Below are 24606 nucleotides of genomic sequence, written 5' to 3'. Positions count from 1 at the left end.
ATAACAAATGTTATCAACAAGAAAAATACAGAAATATGTTTTGACCGTCATGGTCTGCCTTTCCTTAATAGCCGTTGCCTATACTTCAATGGCAGCAGTGCCGCTTAGGATTTCCGTGAAGTTTATACTTGATGTTAATGGTAACCGTCCTGGATTCGGGAATCTGAATACGGATGCGGAAATCTGGAATGAAATAAACCAGGGGGACTCAATTCTTCGGGAGGTGATTACTGAATACGGTATTGATACTATTGAGTTTGTAGACCTGTCAGGATTGAGCCAATGGTATAGCGCAGATGCATGCGGACAGCTCGGCAATCTCAGGAATGCGGCAATTGCCAGCCCAGCGACTTATCACTGGCGGACCGATGCATTAAATATCTATATAAACGGCGGAACCAGCAGCGCCTGCAGTGACTTTCCGCCAAATAATAATATGATCCTGATGAACCAGTGGTGCGGCAATACACCGTCATGCATCCTCCATGAGATGGGGCACAGCTTTAACCTCATGCATACACATGAGCCATGCTGCACTAACCAGGACGAATGCACGGATACCCTCACGGATAATACGGGATGGACTAAGGATCAGATAGCACAGAACAATTTTGGTACGACTTATGCCAATTTAAATGCAACACAGCAGGATCAGGTGAACATGACATTTAACAATATTATGTCGTACCATACAAGTGAACCGCAGCGCCGCATCTCGCCATGTCAGATGGACAGGATGAGTTCACAGGGGGATACTGACAGGGCCAGGCTTTACACTAGGATGCCAATTTATGTGAACCGTAACGCCCCATTTGCATGGTGGATACAGACCGGCTCTTTTGTATTTCCTTATGAAAATCTTCAGAATGCACTGAACGCAGGTGGTCTTTCTAATGGCGTTATTGTACTTCAACAAGGCAGTTTTAATGTTAATGTGGGTGCTACTATTAACACTAATGTGGAGTTAATAACCCGTTCAGGGGCCTCAGAAGTTCATGCCCCTGGTGTCCAGCTTTTTATATTACCGGTAGACCTTGCCAACTCTGCTAATCCTCAGGTAAGTTCTGCTGTAAGAGCTGCACAGAGTGAAGATACAAATGCAAGGATGGTAATAAAGAATGCTGAGGCCGCAGCTGCTTTAGCCGCAAGCCCGGATGTGAAAGATGCAATCATTATAGATGCAAAAAAGGTTAGCCTACAGCATCAAAATAATGCCATGACTCATCTGCAAAGTGTAGAAAATGTTGCAACAGGAGATGAGAGGCTTGCAATACAATTGGAACTCGCACAGAGGTACAGGGATTCCGGTGATTGCGGGAGTGCAATCAGGTATTTCAGGATAGTGGCTGATACAACTGATCAACTCGGTTTGAAGGAAGAAGCAACCAGACAGGCAAATATGTGTGTACAACAGCTTATAAAACCAAGTAAGTAGTGAATAGAAATAAGAAGTTAGATGTTAGAAGTAAGAGGCAAGAAAACAAATGTCATTCCTACTAAAGTGGGCGAAAGTGGGAATGACGGCCTCATTTTATCAAATAGTTTTATTTCCGGGCTTCTTTTGGAAAGGCTAATAATGGCGTGGCATCAAGATATTCCTTGATGCCGTCAAATATGGATTCTGCAATCTCCTGACGGTATTTACCTTCATACATAAGGCGTTCTTCCTCAGGATTGCTGACAAATGATATCTCTGCAAGTATGCTCGGCATCTTTGTGTGAACCAGTACATAAAAAGGCGCCTGCTTTACACCGAGATTCATGGTGTTATACCGTGGTTCCAAAGTATCTATCAAATTTTCCTGAATATAATGGGCAAGCCTGAAAGATTCATCCTTTTTTACAGTTGTAACTAAATCAGTCAGTATAAACTGAAGGTCATCTAATGATGATTTATCAGCAGTGCTGTTCTCGCGTGCCGCCAGGTCCATTGCATCCTTGTCTGTAGCCCTTCCGAGCAGGTAGGTTTCAACACCCCTTGCACCTTCTCTTGGGGCTGAGTTTACGTGAATAGAAACGAACAGGTCAGCATCCTTTTTATTGGCAATTGCCGTTCTCTCACCTAGCGGAATGAATACATCGTCATCTCGTGTCATTACTACATCAGAGCCGAGTTTTTCTTCAATAAGTTTCTTTACGCGGCGGCCGACATCAAGCACAATATCCTTTTCCTGCAGGCCGCTTTTACCCTTAGCACCCGGATCCTTACCCCCGTGTCCGGGGTCAATCACTATTATATGTTTAACAAAGTTATGAGATGATTTTTGTGTTTTGGTTGTTTCCTTTTTTACGGCCTTCTTAACCGGCTTCCCATTATAAATATCTATGGCCAGCCTGTCAGGAGAGGTTAATGCAGTAACATTATAATCCGCATGACGTGTTAATTCCAATACTACCCTTGCAGTGTCTTTGTCATGCTGGGCTGTGCGTACCTGTTTTAAGACTCCATTGTCAATCAGTATTGGCCTTATATTTCCGGAAAGGTTTGTATTTTCGATGTCTAAATAAATCCTGTCAGGATTGGAAAGGTATTTTTCATGATAGACTGCCGGATTGCTGATCTCAATAGTTATTCTTGTAAAATCTGTTTCCTGAGAGTAGTTGATGTTATTTAAAAAAACGGAGGAACTTTCCGGAGATTTTGCCTGAGAATGATTAAGTAAAAAAAATAAAGAGAATAATATTGAAAACACTACAATTTTCGGGTACTTCAGCATGTCTTATAATTAACCTAATTGCATCTCATTGTCAACAAAAAAAATAGAATATAGATAATTTGCTTGACGGCAATTATCCATAAGATTTACAATAGGTTCTAAATTACAAAAAGGGATTCACAACTTTATCGGTTTACCTGAGATATGTAAAAAGTATTTTTCAGGGAAAGGAGATTTACTATGTTTGGATTAGGTTTTCCGGAACTATTAGTAATCCTTGTTATTGTTCTTATCATATTTGGGGGTGGAAAACTTCCTCAAATCGGGGAAAGCCTCGGCAAAGCCGTCAGCGGCTTTAAAAAGGGCATGAACGATACAACAAAGATTGAAGACGAAAAAAAAGACACTAATAAATAGGTAAGAGGTGTTTAAGCAAAAATGTTTGGAATAGGGACACCGGAGCTTATAGTAATCCTGATACTTGCACTTCTTATTATTGGCCCAAAGGATTTGCCGAGGATAGGACGTGAGTTAGGTAAGGCGTACAGGAGTTTTAAAAGTGCATCAGATGAATTTAAAGAGAGCATCACAAAGGAGATAGAGAATTCAGGCAAAGAGGTTGAACAAACAACTGAGGAAGCAAAAAAAGGCAATAAAGAAGAAAAGATAAATTAGAGAGTTTTTAATCTCTCCTTACCCCCGCAGGGAACGAATACCCCTCACCCTTACCCTCTCCCCTTAGGGGAGAGGGTAAGGGTGAGGGGGGTGACAGATGCAAAAAGATAAACAGCCCATACCAGTCCTTTGTTTTGTTGGAACATCAAACAGCGGCAAGACTACACTTATAACTAAAGTAATCAGCATGCTCGCACAACGGGGTTATAATGTCTCAACTGTTAAACATACCCATAAAGAGTTTGCAATGGATTCAGAAGGAAAGGATAGTTATAAACACAAAACAGCAGGGGCAAAAACAGTTGTACTTGCATCGCCGCTGCAGTTTGCCGTGATGTCGGATACAGACCATGAATTAACAATAGAAGAGGTGGCGGAAAGATTTATTTATAAAGATACAAACATCCTGATAGTTGAAGGTTTTAAAAAGGATAAGTATCCAAAGATTGAGGTGTATAGAAAAGGTATATCAGGAGATTTGAGATGTATAAATGATCCGTCAATTATAGCACTGGCATCGGATGATTCTCCGAATGTTGGAATACCGGTATTCGACATAAATGATGCGGAAGTTATAACAGATTTTATAGAAAAGACGTTTTTACCGTGAAAATCCCCCCTCACCCAGACCCTCTCCCGCCAGGGGAGAGGGTACATAGTTTTATTCCCCCTCCCTTGACGGGAGGGGGGTAGGGGGAGGGTGGGCTATGGAGATTTTTGAATATAAACAGGAGGATTAACTTATGATAAAGGTTGCTGTATTAACAATGAGTGATAAAGGCTCCCGGGGAGAAAGGGAGGATGAGAGCGGCAGGCTGATTTGCGAGATGGTGAAGGAGATTTCCGGTGATGTAATAACGCATGAGGTTATACCTGATGAACAGAAGATAATTGAAGAACGGCTGAGGCACTTTGCAGATAATCTGAAGGCTGATGTGATAATAACAACAGGCGGAACCGGTGTCAGCCCAAGAGATATTACGCCGGAAGCTACGAGGAATATATTGGACAAGGAGATTCCGGGACTTGCAGAGGTTATGAGAGCAGAGGGGTGCAAGAAGACCATAAGGGCGGCAATATCACGCGGCCTTGTAGGGATAAGGGGCAGGTCATTAATAGTGAACCTTCCGGGCAGTCCGAAAGGTGTGAAGGAGGGGTTGAACGTGATACTGACTACCATTCCCCATGTGATTGAGAAGCTGCAGGGGGATGAGGGAGAGTGCGCCAGGTAAACGGTTGTTTACACTTATAACTTATAACCATTAACGTGTAACAAAAAAAATGACAGGGATAATCTTAGTCGGCGGGAAGAGCAGGAGGATGGGGCAGGATAAGGCAGTTATGTCTGTAGGAGGGAAAAAGGTTTTCCGCAGGATACTCGATGTCTTTGAGCCTTTATTTGATGAGATACTTATTGTAACAGACAAGAAGGGGAAATTTGCAGATTACGGTTATCATGAAGTTGTTGACCTTATACCGGAGAGCGGCCCGATGGGTGGGATATACACTGGTTTATTTTATGCAAAATCAGATAAGGTATTTGCGGCATCATGTGACCTTCCATTTCTTCATTCCACACCAGTCACGGCTATTATAAACGAGGCTCAGGAATATGATATAGTAGTCCCCGAGATCAGCGGAAGACTGCATCCGCTTCACGCAGTATACAGTAAGAGATGTATGCCGTATATCATTAAACGGATTGAAAACAAAGAGAGGAATATAACAAGGTTTATTACTGAGACTGATGAACTCACTGTAAAAAAGATTCAGATGACCGGATTAAATCAGGAAGATGTGTGGGCGCAGACTGTATTTAATATGAATACATTAGAAGAATGGCAAGAGGCGAATTTAAAGGCAGTGAATAGTGAACAGTGAATAGTGAATATCCCCCCTCCCTTGACGGGAGGGGGTTAGGGGGAGGGTGAGCTATGGAGATTCACTTATGCAGCAAAGAAAGCAAGAAGTAAGAAGTTAGAAGCAAGAAGCAAGAAGTAAGAAAAGACTGACCCCCCACCCTCACCCGGACCCTCTCCCTGAGGGAGAGGGTGCTAAGTTTATTCCCTCCCCGACGCTAAATGGGGGAGGGTTAGGGGGGGGGATGGGGTTATTTTCGAGTAGTAAGAAAAAAGCCAACAATCAGGAAAGGGGGAATGGGTTATGAGGTCAGTAGAAGAGGCGTTGAAGACGGTTCTTGATAACATAAAAGTGCTTGGGACAGAAAGAATCCCAATACAGGATTCACTTGGGCGTGTACTTGGGGAGGATGTTTACAGCAATTTATTCCTGCCGCCATGGAATAATTCTGCTATGGATGGTTACGCAGTCCGATGGGAAAATGTAAAAAATGCGGCAAAAGAAAATCCGGCAAAACTGAATGTGGTAGGTGACATCCGTGCAGGGCTTTTGCCTGATAAACCTGTGGGGGATGAAGAGGCAATAAGGATTATGACTGGTGCCCCCGTACCGGAAGGAGCGGATACTGTAATAAGGGTTGAGGACACGAAGACTGAAGATAAGATTGTTAGTATCTTCAAGGCAAGCAGGCAGGGTGAGAATATCAGGAAACGGGGAGAGAACGTTAAAAAAGGAGACCTTGTCCTTACAAAGGGAACGTCAATCGGCCCGGGCCAGCTTGGAAGCATGGCAATGGTTGGTAAACCTGTTGTAACGGTATACAGAAGACCGGTCGTGACGGTAATGTCAACGGGCGATGAACTTGCTGACTTTGATGAAGCCCTCACAGAGAATAAGATTCCTAACAGCAACAGTTATGCAGTTGCCTCGCAGGTACTTGAGGCAGGTGCAACCCCTCATGTACTTGGTATTGCACGGGACAATAAGGAAAGTCTCAGGGAAAAGATAGGACAGGGGCTTTCAGGAGACATGATGATTGTATCCGGCGGTGTCTCGGTTGGGGATTACGACTTTGTTAAAGATATTTTGAAGGAGTATGGGATTGACATGAAGTTCTGGACAGTAGGGATAAAGCCGGGGCATCCTATAGCCTTCGGATTAGTCGGTGATAAACCGATATTCGGTCTTCCCGGAAACCCTGTTTCCACAATGGTAACATTTGAGGTCTTTGCACGGCCGGCATTACAGAAGATGTGCGGACACACCAACCTGTTCAGACCTGTTGTAGATGCAATTGCTGAGGATGAATTCAGTGACCGCCCCGGCAGGACACACTACGTAAGATCATTAATCCGTTATAACGACGGCAAATACTATGTAAAATCAACCGGCAGTCAGGGGAGCGGCATCCTCATGTCAATGGCCTACGCCAACTGCTTCATTATACTCCCGGCTGACAAGGAAAAGGTACTGGCCGGTGAAACAGTAAAGGTACAGTTATTGGGAAGACCTGTGGATTACGGAAAACAGCCTTCAGGAGATACTGCGATTAAAAAAGAGCATGGACATGATTGCTGTTAATAAAGATAGTGAGCAGTAAGCGGTTAGCAGTGAGCAGATTAAAGGCAGAAGTTAGAAGCAAGAAGGCAGATCACAAAGGATGATGAAAATAGACCCCCCTCACCCGGACCCTCTCCCGCCAGGGGAGAGGGTGCATAGAATATTCCCCCTCCCTTGACGGGAGGGGGTTAGGGGGAGGGTGAGCAATGGTAAATTTGTATGCACGATGAAAAACCATTAAACCGCAGGCAATTCTTCAAAAGCGCCTTTGCAGATATCGTAAGTGCAGTCCTTGATTTTGAAAAAGAGAAGGGCCGTACTACATCTACAAAGAAAATCCCCCGTCCGCCCGGTGCTGTTGAAGAATCATTATTTAATAAACTATGCACCACATGCAACGAGTGTATCAAAGTATGTCCCCACTTCTGCATAAGGGGCTCGGACTCAGATGAAGATGCAAGGATAGGTACTCCAATACTGATAGAGGATAAAGCAGGATGTAAAGAATGTCCTGACCATCCATGCATATTCTCATGCAAGGATGGGGCATTAGTTGTTTAATTCTGGGGACATCCATACATAATTAAAATTCTTTATTCTAAATTAAGTATGGACCCAGAATTTAACAAAAAACCTAATGTTCTGGCTTACTCATTAATTCCAACAAATACTGAAATTTCTTGTTGAAAAACAATGTCTCAGGATCCTTTGGAAAATTTATAAACATTTTCCTTTCAGCAAGCGACTCTTTTGTTATATTAAACTTCCGGATGACATCCATTATATCTATCATATCTTCCTCTGTTCCTCTCATAAGCTTTGCGAATACAAAATCTACAGGATCCAGAACCTTAATAGTCAGGTTGTCACTGCTGTAAATAGTCTTTGCCCTGTCCCGATAACCTGCCGGCAGTGGCACAATGCCCCATCCGCTGATATTGTCACTGATATTAAAGGCAGTCCCCTCACCCTTCATGTACTCAAGGAACTCAAAATAGGTTTCGTTGTCACATTTGATTTCAGCATCTATGTCAATTGTATACCTTGGCAATCCATAAAGGCTCAGTGCAAGTCCCCCGATAATCAGCAGTTCTATTTGTTTGTCATTGGACTTTGGGGACTTTGGGGACTTTGGGGACTCTGCGGATTTTGCAAATCGCTCAATCTTTTCTATGTAAGGTTTAACAAAGTCCTGCATGTAAAAGGCCTTTCAGGAATTCTCTGTTTTTTTGCCTGTAAATCCTTGCTGTTATTTTGTAGGGAACTGCGCCGCCATATTTGTATGTATTTTCAAGTGAAGTATTTTCAGGGAATATCCATCTGAATGCAAGATACCAGCTCAATGCATCAATTATTGCTTTTTTTATTTTAATATTTTCTGCATAAGGTTTTAGCCTGACTACTATTTCAGGGTTTAAAATAAGTTCGAGCCAGAGATGTTTTAGAAGTCTCTCATCACTGATTATGTCTTCAGTATTATTGATTTCATTGGCCGATATGGAATCAAGGTATACAATTTGAAGCCGTTTCATATTGATAATTATAGGACACTCTAATAGGGAATTACAACCTTATTTTGATGATGATTCAACATACCCTATCGCCCTGTTAATATCTTCTCTTTTTCCTATAAAAAGCAGAATGTCTCCTGATGTCAGAACAAATTCAGGTGGTGGGTTTTGATGAAGCATCTCTCCGCGTTTAACAGCAATAATAGTTGCCCCGGTCTCAGCCCTCAGGTTTAATTCTTTGAGGGAATGTCCTGCGGCCATGGACCGTTCTTTTACAAGGTAGGTTTCTGTTTCTACCCCCTTTAACAGTTCATATCTTGCGGCAAGGTCTTTACCTGGAAGTTCTACTCCTCTTAACACGCTGTAGCAATCCTTTCTTATGTTTTCTATATGATCAGTAATTACATTTTTCGGGATGTGATAATGATCAAGTACTCTTGAAAATATCTCTATAGATGTTTCAAACTCTTCAGGTATAACCTCATTGGCCCCTGTTCTTATAAGGTCATCTACCTCAGCAATATAACGGGTCCTCACGATGATATAAAGGTTTCGATTCTCCTTTCTTGCAATCTGTACTATCCTCCTTGTTGCTGCTGCATCGGATATTGCTATTACAAGCACCTTGGCACTATCAATACCGAGTTTATGAAGTATCTCGATCCTTGTCCCATCGCCATAAGAGATAGGTTCACCCTTTTTTTTCATCTTTTTTACTGTACTGCTGTTCAGCTCCAAAACAGCATAAGGTATTTCCGATTCTTTAAGCACGCTTGCAAGGTGCCGCCCGTTTATGCCGAAGCCTATAACGATAACATGATTAGTCCTGCGGCTGTGCACATCCCTTTCCAGTGTCCGTCTGACCCTCTTAAACCTTCGTGAAAACGGCATGGAGATTAGCCATGAGGATATATGCGGTGCAGAAGAGATCATGAACGGGGTTAGTATCATTGTTATAACGGATGCCGCCAGAAATATCTGGTAGGTGTTATAAGTTATCAGTCCGTAGGTTTTACCTGATGCAGCAAGGACAAAAGAGAATTCCCCTATTTGTGAGAGATATAGCCCTGTCTGAACTGAACTCCTTAAAGAGAGACCAAAAACAGACGCGGACATAGCAGTAATAATAATCTTTAAGAAAAATATAACTAAGACTACTGTTGTAACCGTTATAAGGTTTGTGTGCAATAAATTTAGTTCGAGAAGCATGCCTATTGAAATAAAAAAAAGGCCTGTGAAGCTTTCCTTAAATGGGAGGATGTCTGATACAGCCTGAGATGCGTATTCTGATTCTGAAATGACAATACCCGCAAGAAAGGCGCCGAGTGCAAGGGATAGTCCCAATCTGGACGTTAGAAAGGCTGTGCCGAGGCATAGAAATATAATAGTAATAACAAATAATTCACGGCTTCGTGTACTGACAACCTGATGCAGTATATGAGGTACTCCCCAGTTTGCAGCAAGCAGGACGATCCCAATCACAACTGATGCGGTAAACATGGTATAAACGATGTCTGATACACTGCCTCCATTACCTCCCAAAATGGGCACAAACAGCATAAACGGCACAACACAAAGGTCCTGAAATATCAGGATACCGAGCGACATGCGGCTGTGCGGTGTGTATATCTCTCCACGGTCGTGGAGTATTTTCATAACAATGGCGGTACTGCTGAGGGATACAATAAATCCGCTGAATATTGCCGTACTAATACTGTTATGAAGAAACAGGATACTTAATATAGTAACCGCACCGGTAGTGAAAATAATTTGAAACAGCCCGCCCCCAAAAACCGCATGACGCAGTTGAAGGAGATTCTTTAAGGAAAACTCCATCCCGATTGTGAACATCAGGAGAATGATTCCGATTTCAGCAAGGACTTCAACATCATGTACGTTCTTAATAAGTCCGAATCCGTGAGGTCCTAAGATTACACCTGCTATAAGGAAACCGACGACTGAAGAGACCCTCAGCCTGCCGAGGATAAATACTACAATTGCAGAGACACCAAGGATAGCAACGAGTGATTTTAAGAATTCAAATTCCATACTTGGAGAAGGCAGGGCATTTCTTATTTTTATTCTATTTTTGTTTGTCTACTATACAAAAACAACACAGCGGATGCAAGGGAGTTTTGAGATATGATAAATTTAGCTTGACAATGGCTTTTTGTTCATGTTTAATATCATGTCGGTAACATTACCGGTATTTATATGGATATAATAATAAGACAATATTTCCTGCCCTGCGGTTATCCGCAAGATAAACTACTTGAGAAAAAGATGTCATTTAATAATTAAACAAGTGATTACAATTCATAATGCAGAAAGGAGGTGAAAGAATAAAATGAAAAAAGGACTGATAATGTTGTTAACACTGGTTATGGCAGGTTCTATCGCTATTGCCGGTTGTCAGAAAAAAGAAGCGCCGGCTCCACCGCCGCCTCCTCCATCAGAGACTCAGCCAGCTCCTCCAGCAGAAGGACAGGCTCCTGCAGCTCCTGGTGCACCAGCGCCGGCAGCACCTGCAGCACCGGCTGGAAAGTAATAAAGTATTTGTATGTTGTAATAAAAGGCCCAGTGGGAACAAACCATTGGGCCTTTATTTTTTTGGGGGTAATTGGTGCCGGAGGTCGGAATCGAACCGACATGAGGTTGCCCTCGCGGGATTTTGAGTCCCGTGCGTCTACCAGTTTCACCACTCCGGCCGGTTTTTTCTGATGCTACATATAATCCCTAAATCAGTTCTAAATGTCAACCCTGTTTTTGGTTGCTTTTTTTTCTTTGATATGCTATATGTAGTCCGTACAATTGAGCTCGACTTTTCAAGTGGGCGGAGGTTTAGCCCACTTTTTTTTTGGGGGGGGAAGAGCTTGGCGGGGAGAAGTAAGAAGTTAGAAGTAAGATATAAGAAGTAAGAAAAAACTCCCATGAGGAAAAGGATCGCCAAAATTATTCCCTCCCCCTTGAGGGGGGAGGGTCAGGGTGGGGCTGAGCTATGGAGATTTTCGGAATGACCTACTCGACAGAAAATATTCAAGACATCATTAAGTCAGTAGTAGATTCTTTTGGTCTTACGTTGTTTGATATGGAATATATTACGCAGGGGAAGAGGTGGATTCTGCGTATATATATTGATAAAGAAGGTGGCGTGACTCTGGATGAATGTGCAGGTGTGAGTTCTGAGCTTAGCCGTACGCTTGATGCAGAGGACCTTATTCAGCATGCTTATGTCTTGGAGGTTTCATCGCCTGGGCTCGACAGGCCGCTTAAACAGATTAGTGATTACTCAAGGTTCACCGGTAAACTGGTTAAGATAAATACACGGAAACCTTATAATGGCGTGACTTCTTTTAAGGGCAGGATTATTTCAGTTGAAGGGGAAAAGATAACAATAGAAAATGAAAATAAAGATGTAATTGATATATTATTTTCTGACGCGGCAAATGCAAAGCTCGTTGTTGAGTTTTAGTATTGCCCGCCAATTTGAGTTTAAATTGAGTTTAAAATTTTAAATTTCCATCATTTATCTATCATTTAATTAGGAGGAAGAAGTAGTCATGAATCGGGAACTTGTTAATGTTATAGAACAGATAAGCAGGGAGAAAGGGATAAACAGCGAAACAATAATAAGCGCTGTAAAGTCCGCCCTTACAACCGCGGCAAAGAAATGTTTCGGTGCCTCTGATAACATACAGATTGAGATTGACAACAAATCAGGGGAGATTCAGGTTATACTTATAAAAAGGATTGTTGAAAATGTTGTAAATCCAAAAGAAGAGATTACCCTTGAAGAGGCCAGAAAGATTGACAACGAGGCAGACCTTGGTGATGAAATAGGTGCATTGATAGAGATAGGTGACTTTGGAAGAATAGCCGCACAGACAGCAAAACAGGTAATCTTTCAAAAAGTAAGGGAAGCGGAATGGGACACTGTATACAAGGATTTCATTCACCGTCAGGGTGATATTGTTCATGGCGTAATATTAGGTCAGGAGAGCAGGAATTATATTGTTGACCTGGGAAAGACAGAGGCACTGCTTCCATTTAAAGAGCAGATCCCACGGGAGACATTCAGGCGGGGGGACCGCGTCAGGGCGATGTTATGTGAGGTAAAGCCTTCGTCTAAAGGCCCTCAGCTTATACTTTCCCGAAGCCATCCTGAGTTTGTAAGCAAATTATTTGCAATAGAAGTTCCTGAGATATACGAAAAGATTGTTGAAATAAAGAATGTTGTCAGGGAGCCTGGAGACAGGACTAAAATATCGGTTAATTCCAAGGACCCATCCGTTGACCCTGTCGGGGCATGTGTGGGTATGAAGGGGTCCCGAGTTCAGGCAGTTGTGCGTGAGTTACGCGGAGAAAAGATTGATATTATACCATGGTCTGAAGATCCGAGGGTGTTTATTGCTGAGGCACTCAGCCCTGCAGTGGTTGAAAGGGTCGGTATAAATGAGGAAGAAAAATCAGCACTCGTTGTAGTTACAGATCAGCAGTTATCACTGGCAATAGGTAAGAAGGGGCAGAATGTAAGATTGGCGGCAAAACTTGCTAATTGGAAAATAGATATTATCAGCGAGACGGATTATGAGGCGAAGAGAAATAAAGAAAAGGAGAATGAGATAGAGCAGAGCATGGCAAGGGAGATGAAAGTAGAAAGTGGAGAGAATAGTGAATAGAGAATAGTGAATAGTGAACAAATCACTAACATGTATTGTTATATTTTCCCGGAGTGAAATAAACTATGAGTGGAAAAAGAGTTTTTGAATTAGCAAAGGATTTAGGGGTCAGCAGTAAGGAACTTATTGATGACATAAAAAAGCTCGGTATAGCTGTCTCCAGCCACATGACAGTTCTTGATGATAAAACCCTCGATATGATTAAAAACAAGGCAAGCCTGAAAGAGGAAGAATCACATAAAATAAGTGAGGTGTTTAAAGGGGTAAAAAGCTCTACCAAGGCTATACTTATTAAGAAAAAGGTAAAGCCTGAAGCAGTTGAAGAACTCCCTGTTACACAGGCAGAACAACCCGCTTCTGTTACTATTGTTACTGTTGAGTCTCCGGTTTCAACGGCCGGCGCTGAAGAAAGAATTGCGTTAAAGACAGAGGTTGAAGAAAAGCTCATAATACCATCAGAAAAAGAAGAACCTACGGAATCACCCGCGGAGTCTGCAACTTCAATAGAGAAACCTGGAGAGATTATTATTCCTTCTGTGTCCGAAGGCAAAGCAGTTGAACCCGTATCCCCTATATCTGTGAAACTGGGATTGAAACCGGCAGTTGAAGCTGTTAAGCCGAAAGAAAAAGGTACTCCCGATAAGGTTGAAAAGGCAGGCGTAAAAGAACAGAAAAAGAAGGGTCTCAAGGTCATAGTTACTGAGCCTGAGGATGAGACCTTAATCTCACACCGCTGGAAGAGTTTTAAGACAATACCCAAGAAAGAAAAGAAGGGAAAGGGGTTCGGCGCTGCACATAGGAGGCTTAAACAGGCTGAACAGCCTGTAGAAATTACAAAGCCGCGGAAAAAGGTTATAAAGCTTTATGAAGGGACAACAGTAAAGGAGTTTGCCGACATGATTGGCATCAAGTCCAGTGAGATTATGGCAAAGCTCATAGACATGGGTATGATGGTAACAATCAATCATCCTGTTGATATAGATGCAGCAGTGCTTATTGCTGATACTTATGGATTGAAGGTCGAGGTGGCTGCGGAGAAGAGCCTCGAAGAATATATTGAAGAGGGTCTGGAAGAATCTCAGGAGGTTCTGAAACCAAGGGCACCTGTTGTGACGGTTATGGGCCATGTTGACCATGGAAAGACATCGCTTCTCGATGCCATCAGGAAGACAAGGGTGACAGAGGGAGAGGCCGGCGGTATTACCCAGCATATAGGTGCTTATGTTGTGGAGACAGGGGAGAAGAGGGTTGTATTCCTTGATACCCCTGGTCATGAGGCTTTTACTGCAATGCGGGCAAGGGGTGCAAAGGTTACTGATATAGTTATTCTTGTAGTTGCGGCTGATGACGGTGTTATGCCGCAGACTATTGAGGCTATTAACCATGCAAAGGCGGCCAATGTCCCGATAATCGTGGCGATTAACAAGATTGACAAACCCGGATCAAATCCTGAAAGGATCAGGCAGGAGCTGACTAAATATGGACTGGTTCCTGAGGCATGGGGAGGCCAGAATATCTTTGTTGAGGTCTCTGCAAAGCAGAGGATTGGACTTGAACACCTGATAGAGATGGTGCTTCTGCAGGCAGAGGTGCTTGAGTTGAAGGCCAATCCTGACAAGAATGCAAAAGGTGTGATACTCGAGGCCAAACTGGACAAAGGAAGGGGCCCTGTTGCAACCGTATTGGTTGAGTCCGGTTCTTTAATGCAGGGTGATTCTTTTGTGTGCGGTACATTCTCCGGCCGCGTAAGGATGCTGTTAAACGATAAAGGTAAACCGACTCAGGTTGCTCAGCCTGCTACGCCGGTTGAGGTTATAGGTTTTTCAGGTGTTCCGCAGGCAGGAGATACATTTGCTGTTGTTGATGACGAGCATATAGCAAAATCCATTGCAGCCTCAAGGTTACAGAAACAGAGGATTGCAGGGCTTGAGAAGGCAAAGAAGGTGACACTTGATGAACTCTACAGTCAGATCAAAAATGGGGCTATGCGTGAATTAAATATTATCATCAAGGCGGATGTGCAGGGTTCTGTTGAGGCAGTAGGTGAGGCGCTTGAAAGGCTGGGTACTGATGTTGTTAAAGTCAGAATGATACATGGTGGAGTCGGCGGGATAACAGAAACCGATGTTATGCTCGCATCCGCATCCAATGCAATAATAATAGGATTTAATGTCAGACCTGAACCCAAGGCGCTTTCAATTGCTGAGAAGGAAAAACTGGACATACGACTGTATAATATAATTTATGATGCAGTGGCAGATATTAAGGCGGCTATGGAGGGGTTACTTGAGCCTACGTTTAAGGAACAGGTAACAGGCCGGGCAGAGGTAAGGCAGGTATTCGCAGTTTCCAAAGTCGGTACAATTGCAGGTTGTTATATTTTAGATGGAACAATTTCACGTGCGAGCACGGGAGTCAGGCTCATCAGGGATAATGTGGAGGTTTATAAGGGTAAGATCGGTTCTCTGAAAAGATTTAAAGATGATGTTAAAGAGGTTCACGCAGGTTATGAATGTGGAATCGGTATAGAAAACTTTAACGATATAAAATCAGGGGATATAATCGAGGCATTTATAATAGAGAAGATAGCGGCTAAATTATAGAAATGTTCGTAGGGATCTGTACCTTAGAGATATACATACCTGACAGCGGGTCACTCAAGGCAAAGAGGCAGGTAATCAAGAGCTTAAAAGATAAGATACGGAATAATTATAATGTATCAGTTGCAGAAATTGCCGACCATGACCTTTGGCAGAGGGATGTTATCGGCGTAGCCTGCATCGGCACAGATAAGAGTTACATAAACGGTATGCTGGACAAGATAGTCAACTTTGTTCAGGAAAACCGTTCAGCAGAACTACTGAATTATAAGATAGAGATTTTGTAAAAGGTAGCAGTAAGCAGTAAGCAGGTAGCAGGAAAGATACTGATTCATGTCATTTAAAAGAATAGAGAGAATAGGGGATCAGATACGGGTTGAGGTATCTGATATTATTGCCCGGCGGCTGCATGATCCGAGGGTCGGCTTTGTTACAGTTACTGCTGTTGAAGTTAGTGAGGATTTAAGACATGCCAAGGTATTTGTCAGTGTATTCGGCGATGACAGGACTAAGGAAGAGACAATGAAGGGATTGAAGAGCGCCGCCGGATTTATAAAGGGAGAGGTGGGGCACAGGATAACACTTAAATTTACACCTGATCTGCACTTCAGATTAGACGAGTCTCTGGAAAAGGCAGAACATGTCCTGAGTATTCTTAGTGAATTAGAAAAGGAAGAAAATAAATGAGCATAGAAGATGTAGTTCAGGAAATAAAAAATAGGGAGACCTTTTTAATAACTACGCATATCAATCCTGAAGGGGATGCAATAGGTTCTTCACTTGCACTATACCATGCCCTTTCTTCTGCCGGAAAAAAGGTGTCGGTTATCACAAGAGACCCTGTTCCTGCTAACTTAAAGTTCCTTCCGCACAGTGATAATGTTCAGCAGATAAAAGGTGTTGAAGATATTTCCACAAGATTTGATGCGGTCATTTCTGTGGACTGCGGGGACCTTGAGAGGGTCGGATTCCTTCAAAAAGGAAATATTCCAGGAGACATACTTATTAATATTGACCATCATATTACAAATATAGGATTCGGGGATGTTAATTTTGTTGAGGAATCTGTTGCATCTGCCGGCCTTGTATATGAAATAATGGAGAGGCTGAACATTCCTCTTAATGCAGATATTGCGGTCTGTATTTATACTGCACTGCTTACAGAGACAGGGTCATTCAGATATGCAAATACGGATGCTGATACATTCAGACTATCGGCAGATATGGTTAAGGCCGGGGCTAACCCGTGGATTATTGCTGAAAATATTTACAACAGAAACAGCATGGGAAGGCTTAACCTGCTTGGCCTGGTACTGTCAAACCTTACAGTTCATGATAACGGGAAGATTGCATGGATAACAGTCAGGGAAGCGATGTATAAAGAAACAGGGACTACAAAGGATGATGTAGAAGATTTTATAAATTACCCGCGTTCTATTATCGGGGTAGAGGTTGCGGTATTGTTCCGTGAATCAAATAGTGACTATAAGATCAGCATGAGATCTAACGGAAAAGTAGATGTCTCAACAATCGCCCTTGTGTTCGGCGGAGGCGGCCACAGCATGGCAGCCGGATGCCTTGTAAAAGGGCAATTGGAAGAGGTGAAGGAGAAGGTTTTAGGAAGGATTGAAGAGGCAATAAACAGTGAACAGTAAGCAGTAAGCAGTAAAAGGAAGGTTTTTATCTGCTAACTGCTTACTGTTTACTGCTCACTTGATTGGAAATAACATGGATGGCCTGCTTTTAATTAATAAGCCAAAGGGGATTACATCGCATGATGTGGTTGATAGATTGCGGAGGATACTTGGGATACAGAAGATAGGCCATACAGGGACACTTGACCCTGACGCAACGGGTGTCCTTTGTGTATGTATCGGGAAGGCAACAAAGCTTGCCCGGTATACATCGGAATCTGAAAAAGAATACAGGGTTGTGATGAAGCTGGGGGAGGTTACAGATACACAGGACGCCTCCGGCATTGTGATAAAAGAGGTAAAGGATTTCAATATTACTAAAGAGAATATACTGGAGGCTTTTAAAAAATTTACAGGTACAATAAAACAGATTCCGCCTATGTACTCAGCAGTAAAAATAGGCGGCACACCTCTTTATAAGATGGCAAGGAAAGGCAAGGAGATAGCAAGAGAGCCGCGTGAAATAAATATAAGAGAGATAAACTTCCTTGATTATTCGGAGAGGTTTGTAAAGTTTGATGTTGTATGTTCAAAAGGGACTTATGTAAGGACACTGTGTAATGATATTGGAGAATATCTTGGGGTTGGTGCACATACTCACAGACTTGAGAGGCTTGCCTCCGGTGCTTTTAATATAAAGGATTCGGTAACCCTTGACGAGGTGGAGGGACTTAGGAAAACAGGTCAGATTGAATCAAAACTTATTAGTTTAGAAGGGATGATTGCATGGATGCCTTGTGTTAAGGTAAAGGGTTCATGGGAGGGTGCGGTAAGGAACGGCAGGTCAATAACTACAGATGCCATAGAAACGATAAGTGGTAATTTTAGTAAGGATAACCGGATAAGGATAACGGGAAGTGAGGGGGAACTTCTTTCTATAGGGATATCTCTTTACAATAGTGATGAGATAATAAACATTCATGGTGAAAATGTTTTAAAAGTTGAAAGAGTTCTGGTATAATGCCAATTAATTAAAATGAATAATGTATTTTTAAAAGGGAGGGATTTTTAGCATGAGTCTTGAAAAACAGGTAAAACAAAACATTATCAGGGAATACTCCAGGCACACCTCTGACACAGGTTCTCCTGAAGTACAGATTGCCATCTTAAGCAACAGGATAGCCTATCTTACTGAACACTTTAAGGTCCATCAGAAAGATCATCATTCAAGGATGGGACTTTTAAAGCTGGTAAATCAGAGGAGAAAACTGCTCCAGTATCTTAAGAATACTGAGCCGGTCAGGTACACTGATGTTATTGCAAGGCTTGGTTTGAGAAAATAGTGCATTGCCTTATATATCTTCACTTCGAAATTATGAGTCCTGAGAAATATCGTTGTGCAAAAGGTAATAGTTCTGATACCGGATATGGGGCCTCAGTTTTGAGGCTCCATACTACCATGCGGCGGTACTTGCAGAAACTATGTCATATCCATTCCCTGTTTAGTTATATGTTTAATCATGTGTTAAACCATGCGGGAATAACAACTTAAAAAAGAGAGGTAACAAATAATGATACATAAAATAGAGACTGAGATTGGCGGTAAAAAAATAACTTTTGAAACCGGATGGATGGCTAAACAGGCGGATGGGGCTGTAGTTGCAAGGTATGAAGATACCGTAGTCCTCTCAACTGCTGTTGCAGGTAAAAAACCGAGGGAAGGTATAGACTTCCTGCCGCTTACGGTTGACCATCAGGAAAAATTTTACTCAGTCGGGAGGATACCGGGGAGTTTCTTCAGGAGAGAAGGCAGGCCTACAGAAAGGGAGACATTAAGGAGCAGGCTTATAGACAGACCCATCAGGCCGTTATTTCCTGAGGGATACTATAATGATACACAGATTATCTCTTCTGTATTATCTGCTGATTTCAGTTATACATCAGACCTGCTCGGTATAATGGCCTCATCTGCGGCCCTTTATATCTCTCAGATTCCTTATGATAACCCATTAGGTGCAGTAAGGATCGGTTTAATTAACGGGCAGTTCGTAATAAATCCAGGTTTCAATGAACTTGAGAGCAGTGAGTTGAATCTTGTTGTAGCAGGGACAAGAGATGCTGTGATGATGGTAGAGGGCGCTGCAAAGCTGGTTCATGAGGATACCATACTGGATGGTATCAGCCTTGCCCACAGAGAGATGCAGAAGCTGATAGACGCACAGATTGAACTTAGAAGACTTGCAGGGAAAGAAAAGATTCAGATTGCTGTACCGGCATTAGATGAGGAGCTTCTGTCCAGTGTGGAGAGATTGTGTCTTGACAAGGTACTGGATGCCCTCGTTATTCCAAATAAGTCGGAACGGCAGACTACTCTGGACCTGATACTCGGAGATGTACTTTCACAGATCAATCCTGTTGGAGAGGAAGGGGACAAGAGCAGGGATATCAGGATTATATTCCATCATATAGAAAAGAGAGAGATGAGGAATATGGTACTGTTTAAAGGGAAAAGGGCAGACGGCAGGGGTACGACCGACATAAGACAGATTACGTGTGAGGTAGGTATTTTGCCGAGGACGCATGGTTCGGCGTTATTCACAAGGGGTGAGACACAGAGCCTTGCAGTTGTAACCCTTGGTACTGCTGATGATGAACAGCTTATTGAGGCACTTGAAGGTGAGTCAACAAAGGCATTTATGCTCCATTATAATTTTCCGCCGTTCAGCGTCGGTGAGACAAAACCGCTTCGCGGCCCTGGCCGCAGGGAGATTGGTCATGGGGCGCTGGCTGAGAAGGCTGTTAAGCCCATAATCCCAGCTAAAGAGGAGTTCCCATATACCCTGAGGATTGTCTCTGATATTCTTGAATCAAACGGTTCTTCATCAATGGCTACAGTCTGCGGCGGTACACTTGCTCTTATGGATGCAGGTGTCCCTATAAAGGCGCCGGTAGCCGGAATTGCAATGGGGCTGATAAAAGAAGGGGATAATGTAGTTATACTCTCGGATATCTTAGGTCTTGAAGACCATCTCGGAGATATGGATTTTAAGGTGACAGGTTCTGCTACCGGTGTAACTGCTATACAGATGGACATCAAGATTGCCGGCATAACACATGAGATAATGAGAAAGGCACTTGAGCAGGCACGTGACGGCAGGCTTCACATCTTAGGCAAGATGCTTGAGGCAATTCCATCTCCACGCACCACACTGTCGGCTCATGCACCAAGGATTTATACCATGAAGATAAAGCCCGGCAGAGTAGGTGAGGTTATCGGCCCCGGCGGTAAGGTGATCAAAGGTATTATTGAGAAGACGGGTGTTAAGATAGACATAAATGATGCAGGCATCATCAATATTGCATCGCAGAACGAAGAGTCTGCCAATATGGCAATGAATATTATAGGGAAGATACTTGAGGAGGTTGAGGTAGGTAAAATATACCTCGGCAAGGTTAAGAAGATCATGGAGTTCGGCGCCTTTGTAGAGGTACTTCCCAATACCGACGGCCTCGTCCATATCTCTCAACTGGCGGATTTCAGGGTTAAAGAGGTAACCGACGTTGTAAAAGAAGGCGATGAAGTACTTGTTAAGGTCTTAGAGGTAGACAAACAGGGAAAGATACGCCTCAGCAGGAAAGATGCACTGAAGGAGCGGGGTATCGAGGACGAGAAGGGGAAATAAGGCAGTGAATAGTGAATGGTGAATAGTGAATAGAAGTTAAACGTCCTTATTCCCTCCCCTTCAAGGGGAGGGTTAGGGTGGGGATGGGGTTATTTTCAGGTGCACGACATAGAATACAAAAAAATACATCTCGATAACGGTATTCGAGTTGTTGCTGAACAGATACCTTCGGTAAAATCAGTATCTCTCGGTATATGGGTAGGTGTCGGTTCAAGGGATGAGTCTGATATAGAGAGCGGGATGTCCCATTTTATCGAGCACATGTTCTTTAAAGGGACATCTCATCGCAGTGCCCATGATATCTCAATGGAGATTGATTCTATAGGGGGTGAACTAAATGCCTTCACCACAAGAGAGAGCACTACCTTTTATGTCAAGATACTTGATGAACATCTGTCAAAGGGTATTGATATAATATCTGATATTTTTCTCCACTCCGCATTTTTAAAGAAGGAGATGGAAAAAGAAAAACAGGTAATCCTTGAAGAGATTAAGATGGTAGAGGATGACCCTGAAGACTTCATTCACGATATGCACTCCATGATGGTATGGGATGGGAATCCCCTTGCGCGGTCTATCCTCGGGACTGTTGAAACTATTCAGGGTATGAAGAGAGACGGATTAATTAAATATATAAGCCGGCACTATCATCCTGATAATATTGTAATATCAGCAGCAGGCAATTTTGAATTTACAAAACTTATAAAGCTCCTTAATAAGAGCATCGGGAAATTCAGGAATCCGGGTTCCTTAAATAAACGTATTCCACCTTCACTTAAAAGCGGAATATTAACAAAGAAAAAGACAACAGAGCAGGTCCACTTTTGTCTTGGTACTATGGGATTACCACAGGGCCACAAAAGCCGGTATGCCCTTTACGCGATGAATTCAATCCTTGGCAGCAGTATGAGTTCCCGTTTGTTTCAGGAGGTAAGGGAAAAAAGGGGACTGGTTTATACTATCTATTCTTATGTTGCATCATTTACAGATGCCGGTCTTTTGAATATTTATGCAGGTACAAGCGTCGAGGCCCTTCCAAAGGTGCTGGAACTTGTTATGAAAGAGATACGTAAGATAGAAAAGAGCGGGATTTCCAGAGATGAGATGAAGAGGGTTAAGAACCAGATGAAGGGTAACCTAATGCTGGGTCTTGAAAGTACAAGCAACAGGATGAGCCGTCTTGCCAGAGACGAGATGTACCTCGGTAAATACTGTTCGCCGGCAGAGATAATCAGTGAAATTGAGAAGATAACCCCTGCAAAGGTACAACACCTTACAGATGAATTATTTAAGTCTGAATACCTCTCCCTTGTAGTCCTCGGCCCGGTCAGCAGGGAAAAAATTCCCGACGGCCTGTTGAGAATCTAAAAAACACAAAAGAAATAACTCATTAACCATGGTGAAGAGCTGTCTTGTTGTTTATTTGTTAATCCTCATATCACTTCTTTATTCAACCCCTGTCTTTGCTGAGCCTTCTCTGAATGTATCTGTTAAACCGGACAAGATAAAACAGGGGGATATAATTCTTATTACAGTGAAGGCAGAGCCGGGAAAAGATAATATTTCCGGAAGCCTGTTCAATAAACCCATCCGCTTTTATACGGAGGCGGGCACTGATTATTACTCAGCCTTAGCGGGCGTTGATATGGAAACAGAAGAAGGACAATATCCACTTTCTTTATCTCTTAAAGATGACAAGGGTGCAGAGATAAAAAAGGATTACGGGATTGAGGTTATTTCTGCCGGGTTCGGGAAACAGGAATTGACTGTTCCAAAGGAAAAGGCAGAGCCGGATGAGGAGACATTGAAAAGGATAAAGCTCGAAGAAGAGGAGATAGCAAAGATTTGGGGAATCATCACAGAGGGACATCTCTGGCAGGGGAATTTTATTCTGCCGGTTGAGGGTGAACTATCGGAGGACTTCGGTTTGAGAAGGATTATCAACGGGGAGCCGAGGAAGCCGCATAGCGGCGTGGATATTTCTGCATCCGGGGGGGCACCCATAAGTGCAGCCAATCATGGCAGGGTTATATTTACCGGTGAACACTTCTTCAGCGGAAAGAGTATTGTTATTGACCATGGGCTTGGATTATTTTCCATGTATTTTCATCTCTCGGACATCCTTGTAAAAGAGGGACAGCCCATCAAAAAGGGAGAGGTCATCGGAAAGGTTGGAAGTACCGGCAGGGCCACAGGCCCGCATCTGCACTGGGGGATGAGACTTAACGGTGCCAGGGTAAACCCGGCATCGCTTCTGGATAAGCGGGAGAAGTGATTTTACCGAAAGACCAAATCTCCCTGCAAGCGTCACCCCTGAAGTTGCAGCACCTGCAAGACAACATGACAGACCGCACTCCCCTGCTGCAAGGGCCTTTGAACTATAGATTAACAGGGTCAATAAAGCTGAAAATATAAAAAACATATACTTTTTCATTTGTAAGCTCCGCACATAGCCATAGGGTTATCAAAATATAAAATTGAAAGCCTGAAATTAATTAAAATATGATTTGATTTAGAAATAAGGAAATGCTATGCAGGCGGGGCACGGCCGTAGTTATTTAAATAAGTTATATCAGGTACATTTTCCCTGACAGGGTTAAAAACAAGTAGGTTACAAGGATAAGCCCTGTCAAAAGACGTTTCAGCATGGGTATTATATTATACAAGATTTGCAGAAGTTATATGATAAAAATCAGGAAAGATTCTATCGAGTCACACTGACCAATGGTTGTCCCTGACTTATGATTTAATCGCCATCATAACAATAACCATGGGAGGGCTTATGACACTGAAAATGAATATAAGACCTGTAAGATTAATAGTGTGTTTTATAATTATCCTGATACTGAACTATGCTCCACCATACTGCTTTGCATCAAATTATTCTTTTAATACGATAGATTATCCTGGCGCAGTATGGAGCTCAGCCCATGGAGTAAATAATGCCGGACAAATCGTTGGAAGGTACTGGGGAAATGGCGACCATGGTTTTATTGCTACTCCAACAGAGACAATAACCCAGGTACCGGAGCCATTAACATTCTTACTCTTATTTTGCGGGATAACAGAAATAATAATCCTCAATAAAGTTTTCTTGTATCATAATAAAGAATATAATAAAATCAATCTATGAAAACTGTGCTACAAAAATCAGATATTCGATTAAAAGATACGCCCATAACCATGCAAATCAAATTCCCCTTTGCGTACCATACATAATCCGGGGAATTCGATATAATGTCTCCGGAATTCCAGTGTCCCCGAAATCACCTAATATTTGTTGCTCATTCGTCGTCTTCAAAATTTTCGTCGAGCACATTGAATTGCGGTTGTTCTTCTCTCACATACTGATTTCTAAAGTTTTCGGACAGTCCGATAAATTGCTCTAAAGGAACTTTCCGAATGGCTTTGCGCAAATATTTTTCTGTATTGCTGTCGTCCATGTGAATCAGCTCGTGCTTAAATCCAAATGTTTTGTTCAATACTTGGGCAACTTGTCTCGGCCAATATCCCGCACTCATTTGAATAATTGTACCATGTACATCTTTTGCCATGCTCTCAATTCGGCTGTTTACGCCTATGCGGTCAACGAGAATAATAGTAGCCATGTAACCCTTCAGTGAGGCGTGGTGACACGAAAAAACTACTTGCGTTCTGGTTGCCATCTATGGTACAACATGATGAATGGAGATGGCGGTCAGATATCGTGGCAGAGAATTCGCCCATGAGGAAATAGCCGAAGTACGT

General features: G+C 42.7%; 26 protein-coding genes and 1 tRNA gene. 21 read left to right on the top strand and 6 right to left on the bottom strand.

The window, feature by feature from the left end:
• Window positions 1-7: 7 nt before the first annotated feature.
• Window positions 8-1435: a hypothetical protein gene (locus tag HZA08_06710; GenBank protein ID MBI5193117.1), complete on the top strand. Its 1428-nt coding sequence runs from the start codon at window positions 8-10 to the stop codon at window positions 1433-1435.
• A gap of 109 nt (window positions 1436-1544) precedes the next feature.
• On the opposite strand, the gene HZA08_06705 is transcribed toward HZA08_06710, so the two are convergent.
• On the bottom strand, window positions 1545-2717 hold the full coding sequence (locus HZA08_06705) for an N-acetylmuramoyl-L-alanine amidase (protein ID MBI5193116.1): 1173 nt from the start codon (window positions 2715-2717) through the stop codon (window positions 1545-1547).
• 180 nt (window positions 2718-2897) lie between these two features.
• On the opposite strand from HZA08_06705, the gene tatA reads away from it, so the two are divergent.
• The 7 genes from tatA to HZA08_06670 all read left to right on the top strand — a co-directional run bounded on the left by tatA (window position 2898) and on the right by HZA08_06670 (window position 7313).
• Complete coding sequence (tatA, locus tag HZA08_06700) at window positions 2898-3074, top strand: twin-arginine translocase TatA/TatE family subunit (protein ID MBI5193115.1); 177 nt, start codon at window positions 2898-2900, stop codon at window positions 3072-3074.
• A gap of 21 nt (window positions 3075-3095) precedes the next feature.
• A complete protein-coding gene (locus HZA08_06695; protein MBI5193114.1) occupies window positions 3096-3332 on the top strand; it encodes a TatA/E family twin arginine-targeting protein translocase in 237 nt (78 codons plus the stop codon).
• 97 nt (window positions 3333-3429) lie between these two features.
• Window positions 3430-3942 carry a molybdopterin-guanine dinucleotide biosynthesis protein B gene (gene mobB / locus HZA08_06690; protein MBI5193113.1) on the top strand — a complete coding sequence of 171 codons (513 nt, stop codon included), beginning with the start codon at window positions 3430-3432 and terminating at the stop codon, window positions 3940-3942.
• A gap of 133 nt (window positions 3943-4075) precedes the next feature.
• A complete protein-coding gene (locus HZA08_06685) occupies window positions 4076-4564 on the top strand; it encodes a MogA/MoaB family molybdenum cofactor biosynthesis protein (protein ID MBI5193112.1) in 489 nt (162 codons plus the stop codon).
• Window positions 4565-4613: 49 nt separating this feature from the next.
• On the top strand, window positions 4614-5213 hold the full coding sequence (locus HZA08_06680) for a molybdenum cofactor guanylyltransferase (GenBank protein ID MBI5193111.1): 600 nt from the start codon (window positions 4614-4616) through the stop codon (window positions 5211-5213).
• Between the two features lie 282 nt (window positions 5214-5495).
• Window positions 5496-6773, top strand: a complete 1278-nt coding sequence (locus HZA08_06675) for a molybdopterin molybdotransferase MoeA (protein ID MBI5193110.1) — start codon at window positions 5496-5498, stop codon at window positions 6771-6773.
• Between the two features lie 198 nt (window positions 6774-6971).
• The gene (locus HZA08_06670; protein ID MBI5193109.1) at window positions 6972-7313 is read left to right on the top strand and encodes a hypothetical protein; all 342 of its coding nucleotides are present in this window, start codon (window positions 6972-6974) and stop codon (window positions 7311-7313) included.
• Window positions 7314-7386: 73 nt separating this feature from the next.
• On the opposite strand, the gene HZA08_06665 is transcribed toward HZA08_06670, so the two are convergent.
• The 3 genes from HZA08_06665 to HZA08_06655 are packed head-to-tail and all read right to left on the bottom strand — an operon-like array spanning window position 7387 to window position 10312.
• Entirely contained in the window at window positions 7387-7950 is a 564-nt protein-coding gene (locus HZA08_06665) for a hypothetical protein (protein ID MBI5193108.1), read from the bottom strand.
• Complete coding sequence (locus HZA08_06660) at window positions 7934-8284, bottom strand: hypothetical protein (protein MBI5193107.1); 351 nt, start codon at window positions 8282-8284, stop codon at window positions 7934-7936. Before HZA08_06660 ends, HZA08_06665 begins: the two co-directional genes overlap by 17 nt.
• Before the next feature lie 39 nt (window positions 8285-8323).
• A complete protein-coding gene (locus HZA08_06655) occupies window positions 8324-10312 on the bottom strand; it encodes a cation:proton antiporter (GenBank protein ID MBI5193106.1) in 1989 nt (662 codons plus the stop codon).
• A gap of 298 nt (window positions 10313-10610) precedes the next feature.
• Between HZA08_06655 and HZA08_06650 the strand changes: the two genes are divergently transcribed.
• Complete coding sequence (locus HZA08_06650; protein ID MBI5193105.1) at window positions 10611-10811, top strand: hypothetical protein; 201 nt, start codon at window positions 10611-10613, stop codon at window positions 10809-10811.
• Between the two features lie 73 nt (window positions 10812-10884).
• On the opposite strand, the gene HZA08_06645 is transcribed toward HZA08_06650, so the two are convergent.
• Window positions 10885-10971: transfer RNA gene (locus tag HZA08_06645), tRNA-Leu, on the bottom strand.
• 305 nt (window positions 10972-11276) lie between these two features.
• On the opposite strand from HZA08_06645, the gene HZA08_06640 reads away from it, so the two are divergent.
• The 12 genes from HZA08_06640 to HZA08_06585 all read left to right on the top strand — a co-directional run bounded on the left by HZA08_06640 (window position 11277) and on the right by HZA08_06585 (window position 23992).
• Entirely contained in the window at window positions 11277-11735 is a 459-nt protein-coding gene (locus HZA08_06640) for a ribosome maturation factor RimP (GenBank protein MBI5193104.1), read from the top strand.
• An 88-nt stretch (window positions 11736-11823) separates the two neighbouring features.
• Window positions 11824-12942 carry a transcription termination/antitermination protein NusA gene (nusA, locus tag HZA08_06635; protein MBI5193103.1) on the top strand — a complete coding sequence of 373 codons (1119 nt, stop codon included), beginning with the start codon at window positions 11824-11826 and terminating at the stop codon, window positions 12940-12942.
• Between the two features lie 65 nt (window positions 12943-13007).
• Complete coding sequence (gene infB / locus HZA08_06630; GenBank protein MBI5193102.1) at window positions 13008-15545, top strand: translation initiation factor IF-2; 2538 nt, start codon at window positions 13008-13010, stop codon at window positions 15543-15545.
• A 2-nt stretch (window positions 15546-15547) separates the two neighbouring features.
• A complete protein-coding gene (locus tag HZA08_06625) occupies window positions 15548-15829 on the top strand; it encodes a DUF503 domain-containing protein (GenBank protein ID MBI5193101.1) in 282 nt (93 codons plus the stop codon).
• A 46-nt stretch (window positions 15830-15875) separates the two neighbouring features.
• Window positions 15876-16229, top strand: coding sequence for a 30S ribosome-binding factor RbfA (gene rbfA / locus HZA08_06620; protein ID MBI5193100.1), 354 nt, complete (start codon window positions 15876-15878; stop codon window positions 16227-16229).
• Entirely contained in the window at window positions 16226-17197 is a 972-nt protein-coding gene (locus tag HZA08_06615) for a bifunctional oligoribonuclease/PAP phosphatase NrnA (GenBank protein MBI5193099.1), read from the top strand. Before rbfA ends, HZA08_06615 begins: the two co-directional genes overlap by 4 nt.
• 58 nt (window positions 17198-17255) lie before the next feature.
• Window positions 17256-18197 carry a tRNA pseudouridine(55) synthase TruB gene (gene truB / locus HZA08_06610; GenBank protein ID MBI5193098.1) on the top strand — a complete coding sequence of 314 codons (942 nt, stop codon included), beginning with the start codon at window positions 17256-17258 and terminating at the stop codon, window positions 18195-18197.
• Between the two features lie 52 nt (window positions 18198-18249).
• Entirely contained in the window at window positions 18250-18519 is a 270-nt protein-coding gene (rpsO, locus tag HZA08_06605) for a 30S ribosomal protein S15 (protein ID MBI5193097.1), read from the top strand.
• A 225-nt stretch (window positions 18520-18744) separates the two neighbouring features.
• Entirely contained in the window at window positions 18745-20859 is a 2115-nt protein-coding gene (pnp, locus tag HZA08_06600; protein MBI5193096.1) for a polyribonucleotide nucleotidyltransferase, read from the top strand.
• 99 nt (window positions 20860-20958) lie between these two features.
• Window positions 20959-22227 carry an insulinase family protein gene (locus HZA08_06595; protein ID MBI5193095.1) on the top strand — a complete coding sequence of 423 codons (1269 nt, stop codon included), beginning with the start codon at window positions 20959-20961 and terminating at the stop codon, window positions 22225-22227.
• A gap of 55 nt (window positions 22228-22282) precedes the next feature.
• Window positions 22283-23134: a M23 family metallopeptidase gene (locus HZA08_06590; GenBank protein ID MBI5193094.1), complete on the top strand. Its 852-nt coding sequence runs from the start codon at window positions 22283-22285 to the stop codon at window positions 23132-23134.
• 453 nt (window positions 23135-23587) lie between these two features.
• Window positions 23588-23992, top strand: coding sequence for a hypothetical protein (locus HZA08_06585; protein ID MBI5193093.1), 405 nt, complete (start codon window positions 23588-23590; stop codon window positions 23990-23992).
• A 151-nt stretch (window positions 23993-24143) separates the two neighbouring features.
• On the opposite strand, the gene HZA08_06580 is transcribed toward HZA08_06585, so the two are convergent.
• On the bottom strand, window positions 24144-24467 hold the full coding sequence (locus HZA08_06580) for a hypothetical protein (GenBank protein MBI5193092.1): 324 nt from the start codon (window positions 24465-24467) through the stop codon (window positions 24144-24146).
• Window positions 24468-24606: the final 139 nt, after the last annotated feature.

Source organism: Nitrospirota bacterium, assembly GCA_016212215.1.
Lineage (GTDB): Bacteria > Nitrospirota > 9FT-COMBO-42-15 > HDB-SIOI813 > HDB-SIOI813 > JACRGV01.
This window is presented reverse-complemented; position numbering and strand designations above follow the sequence as displayed.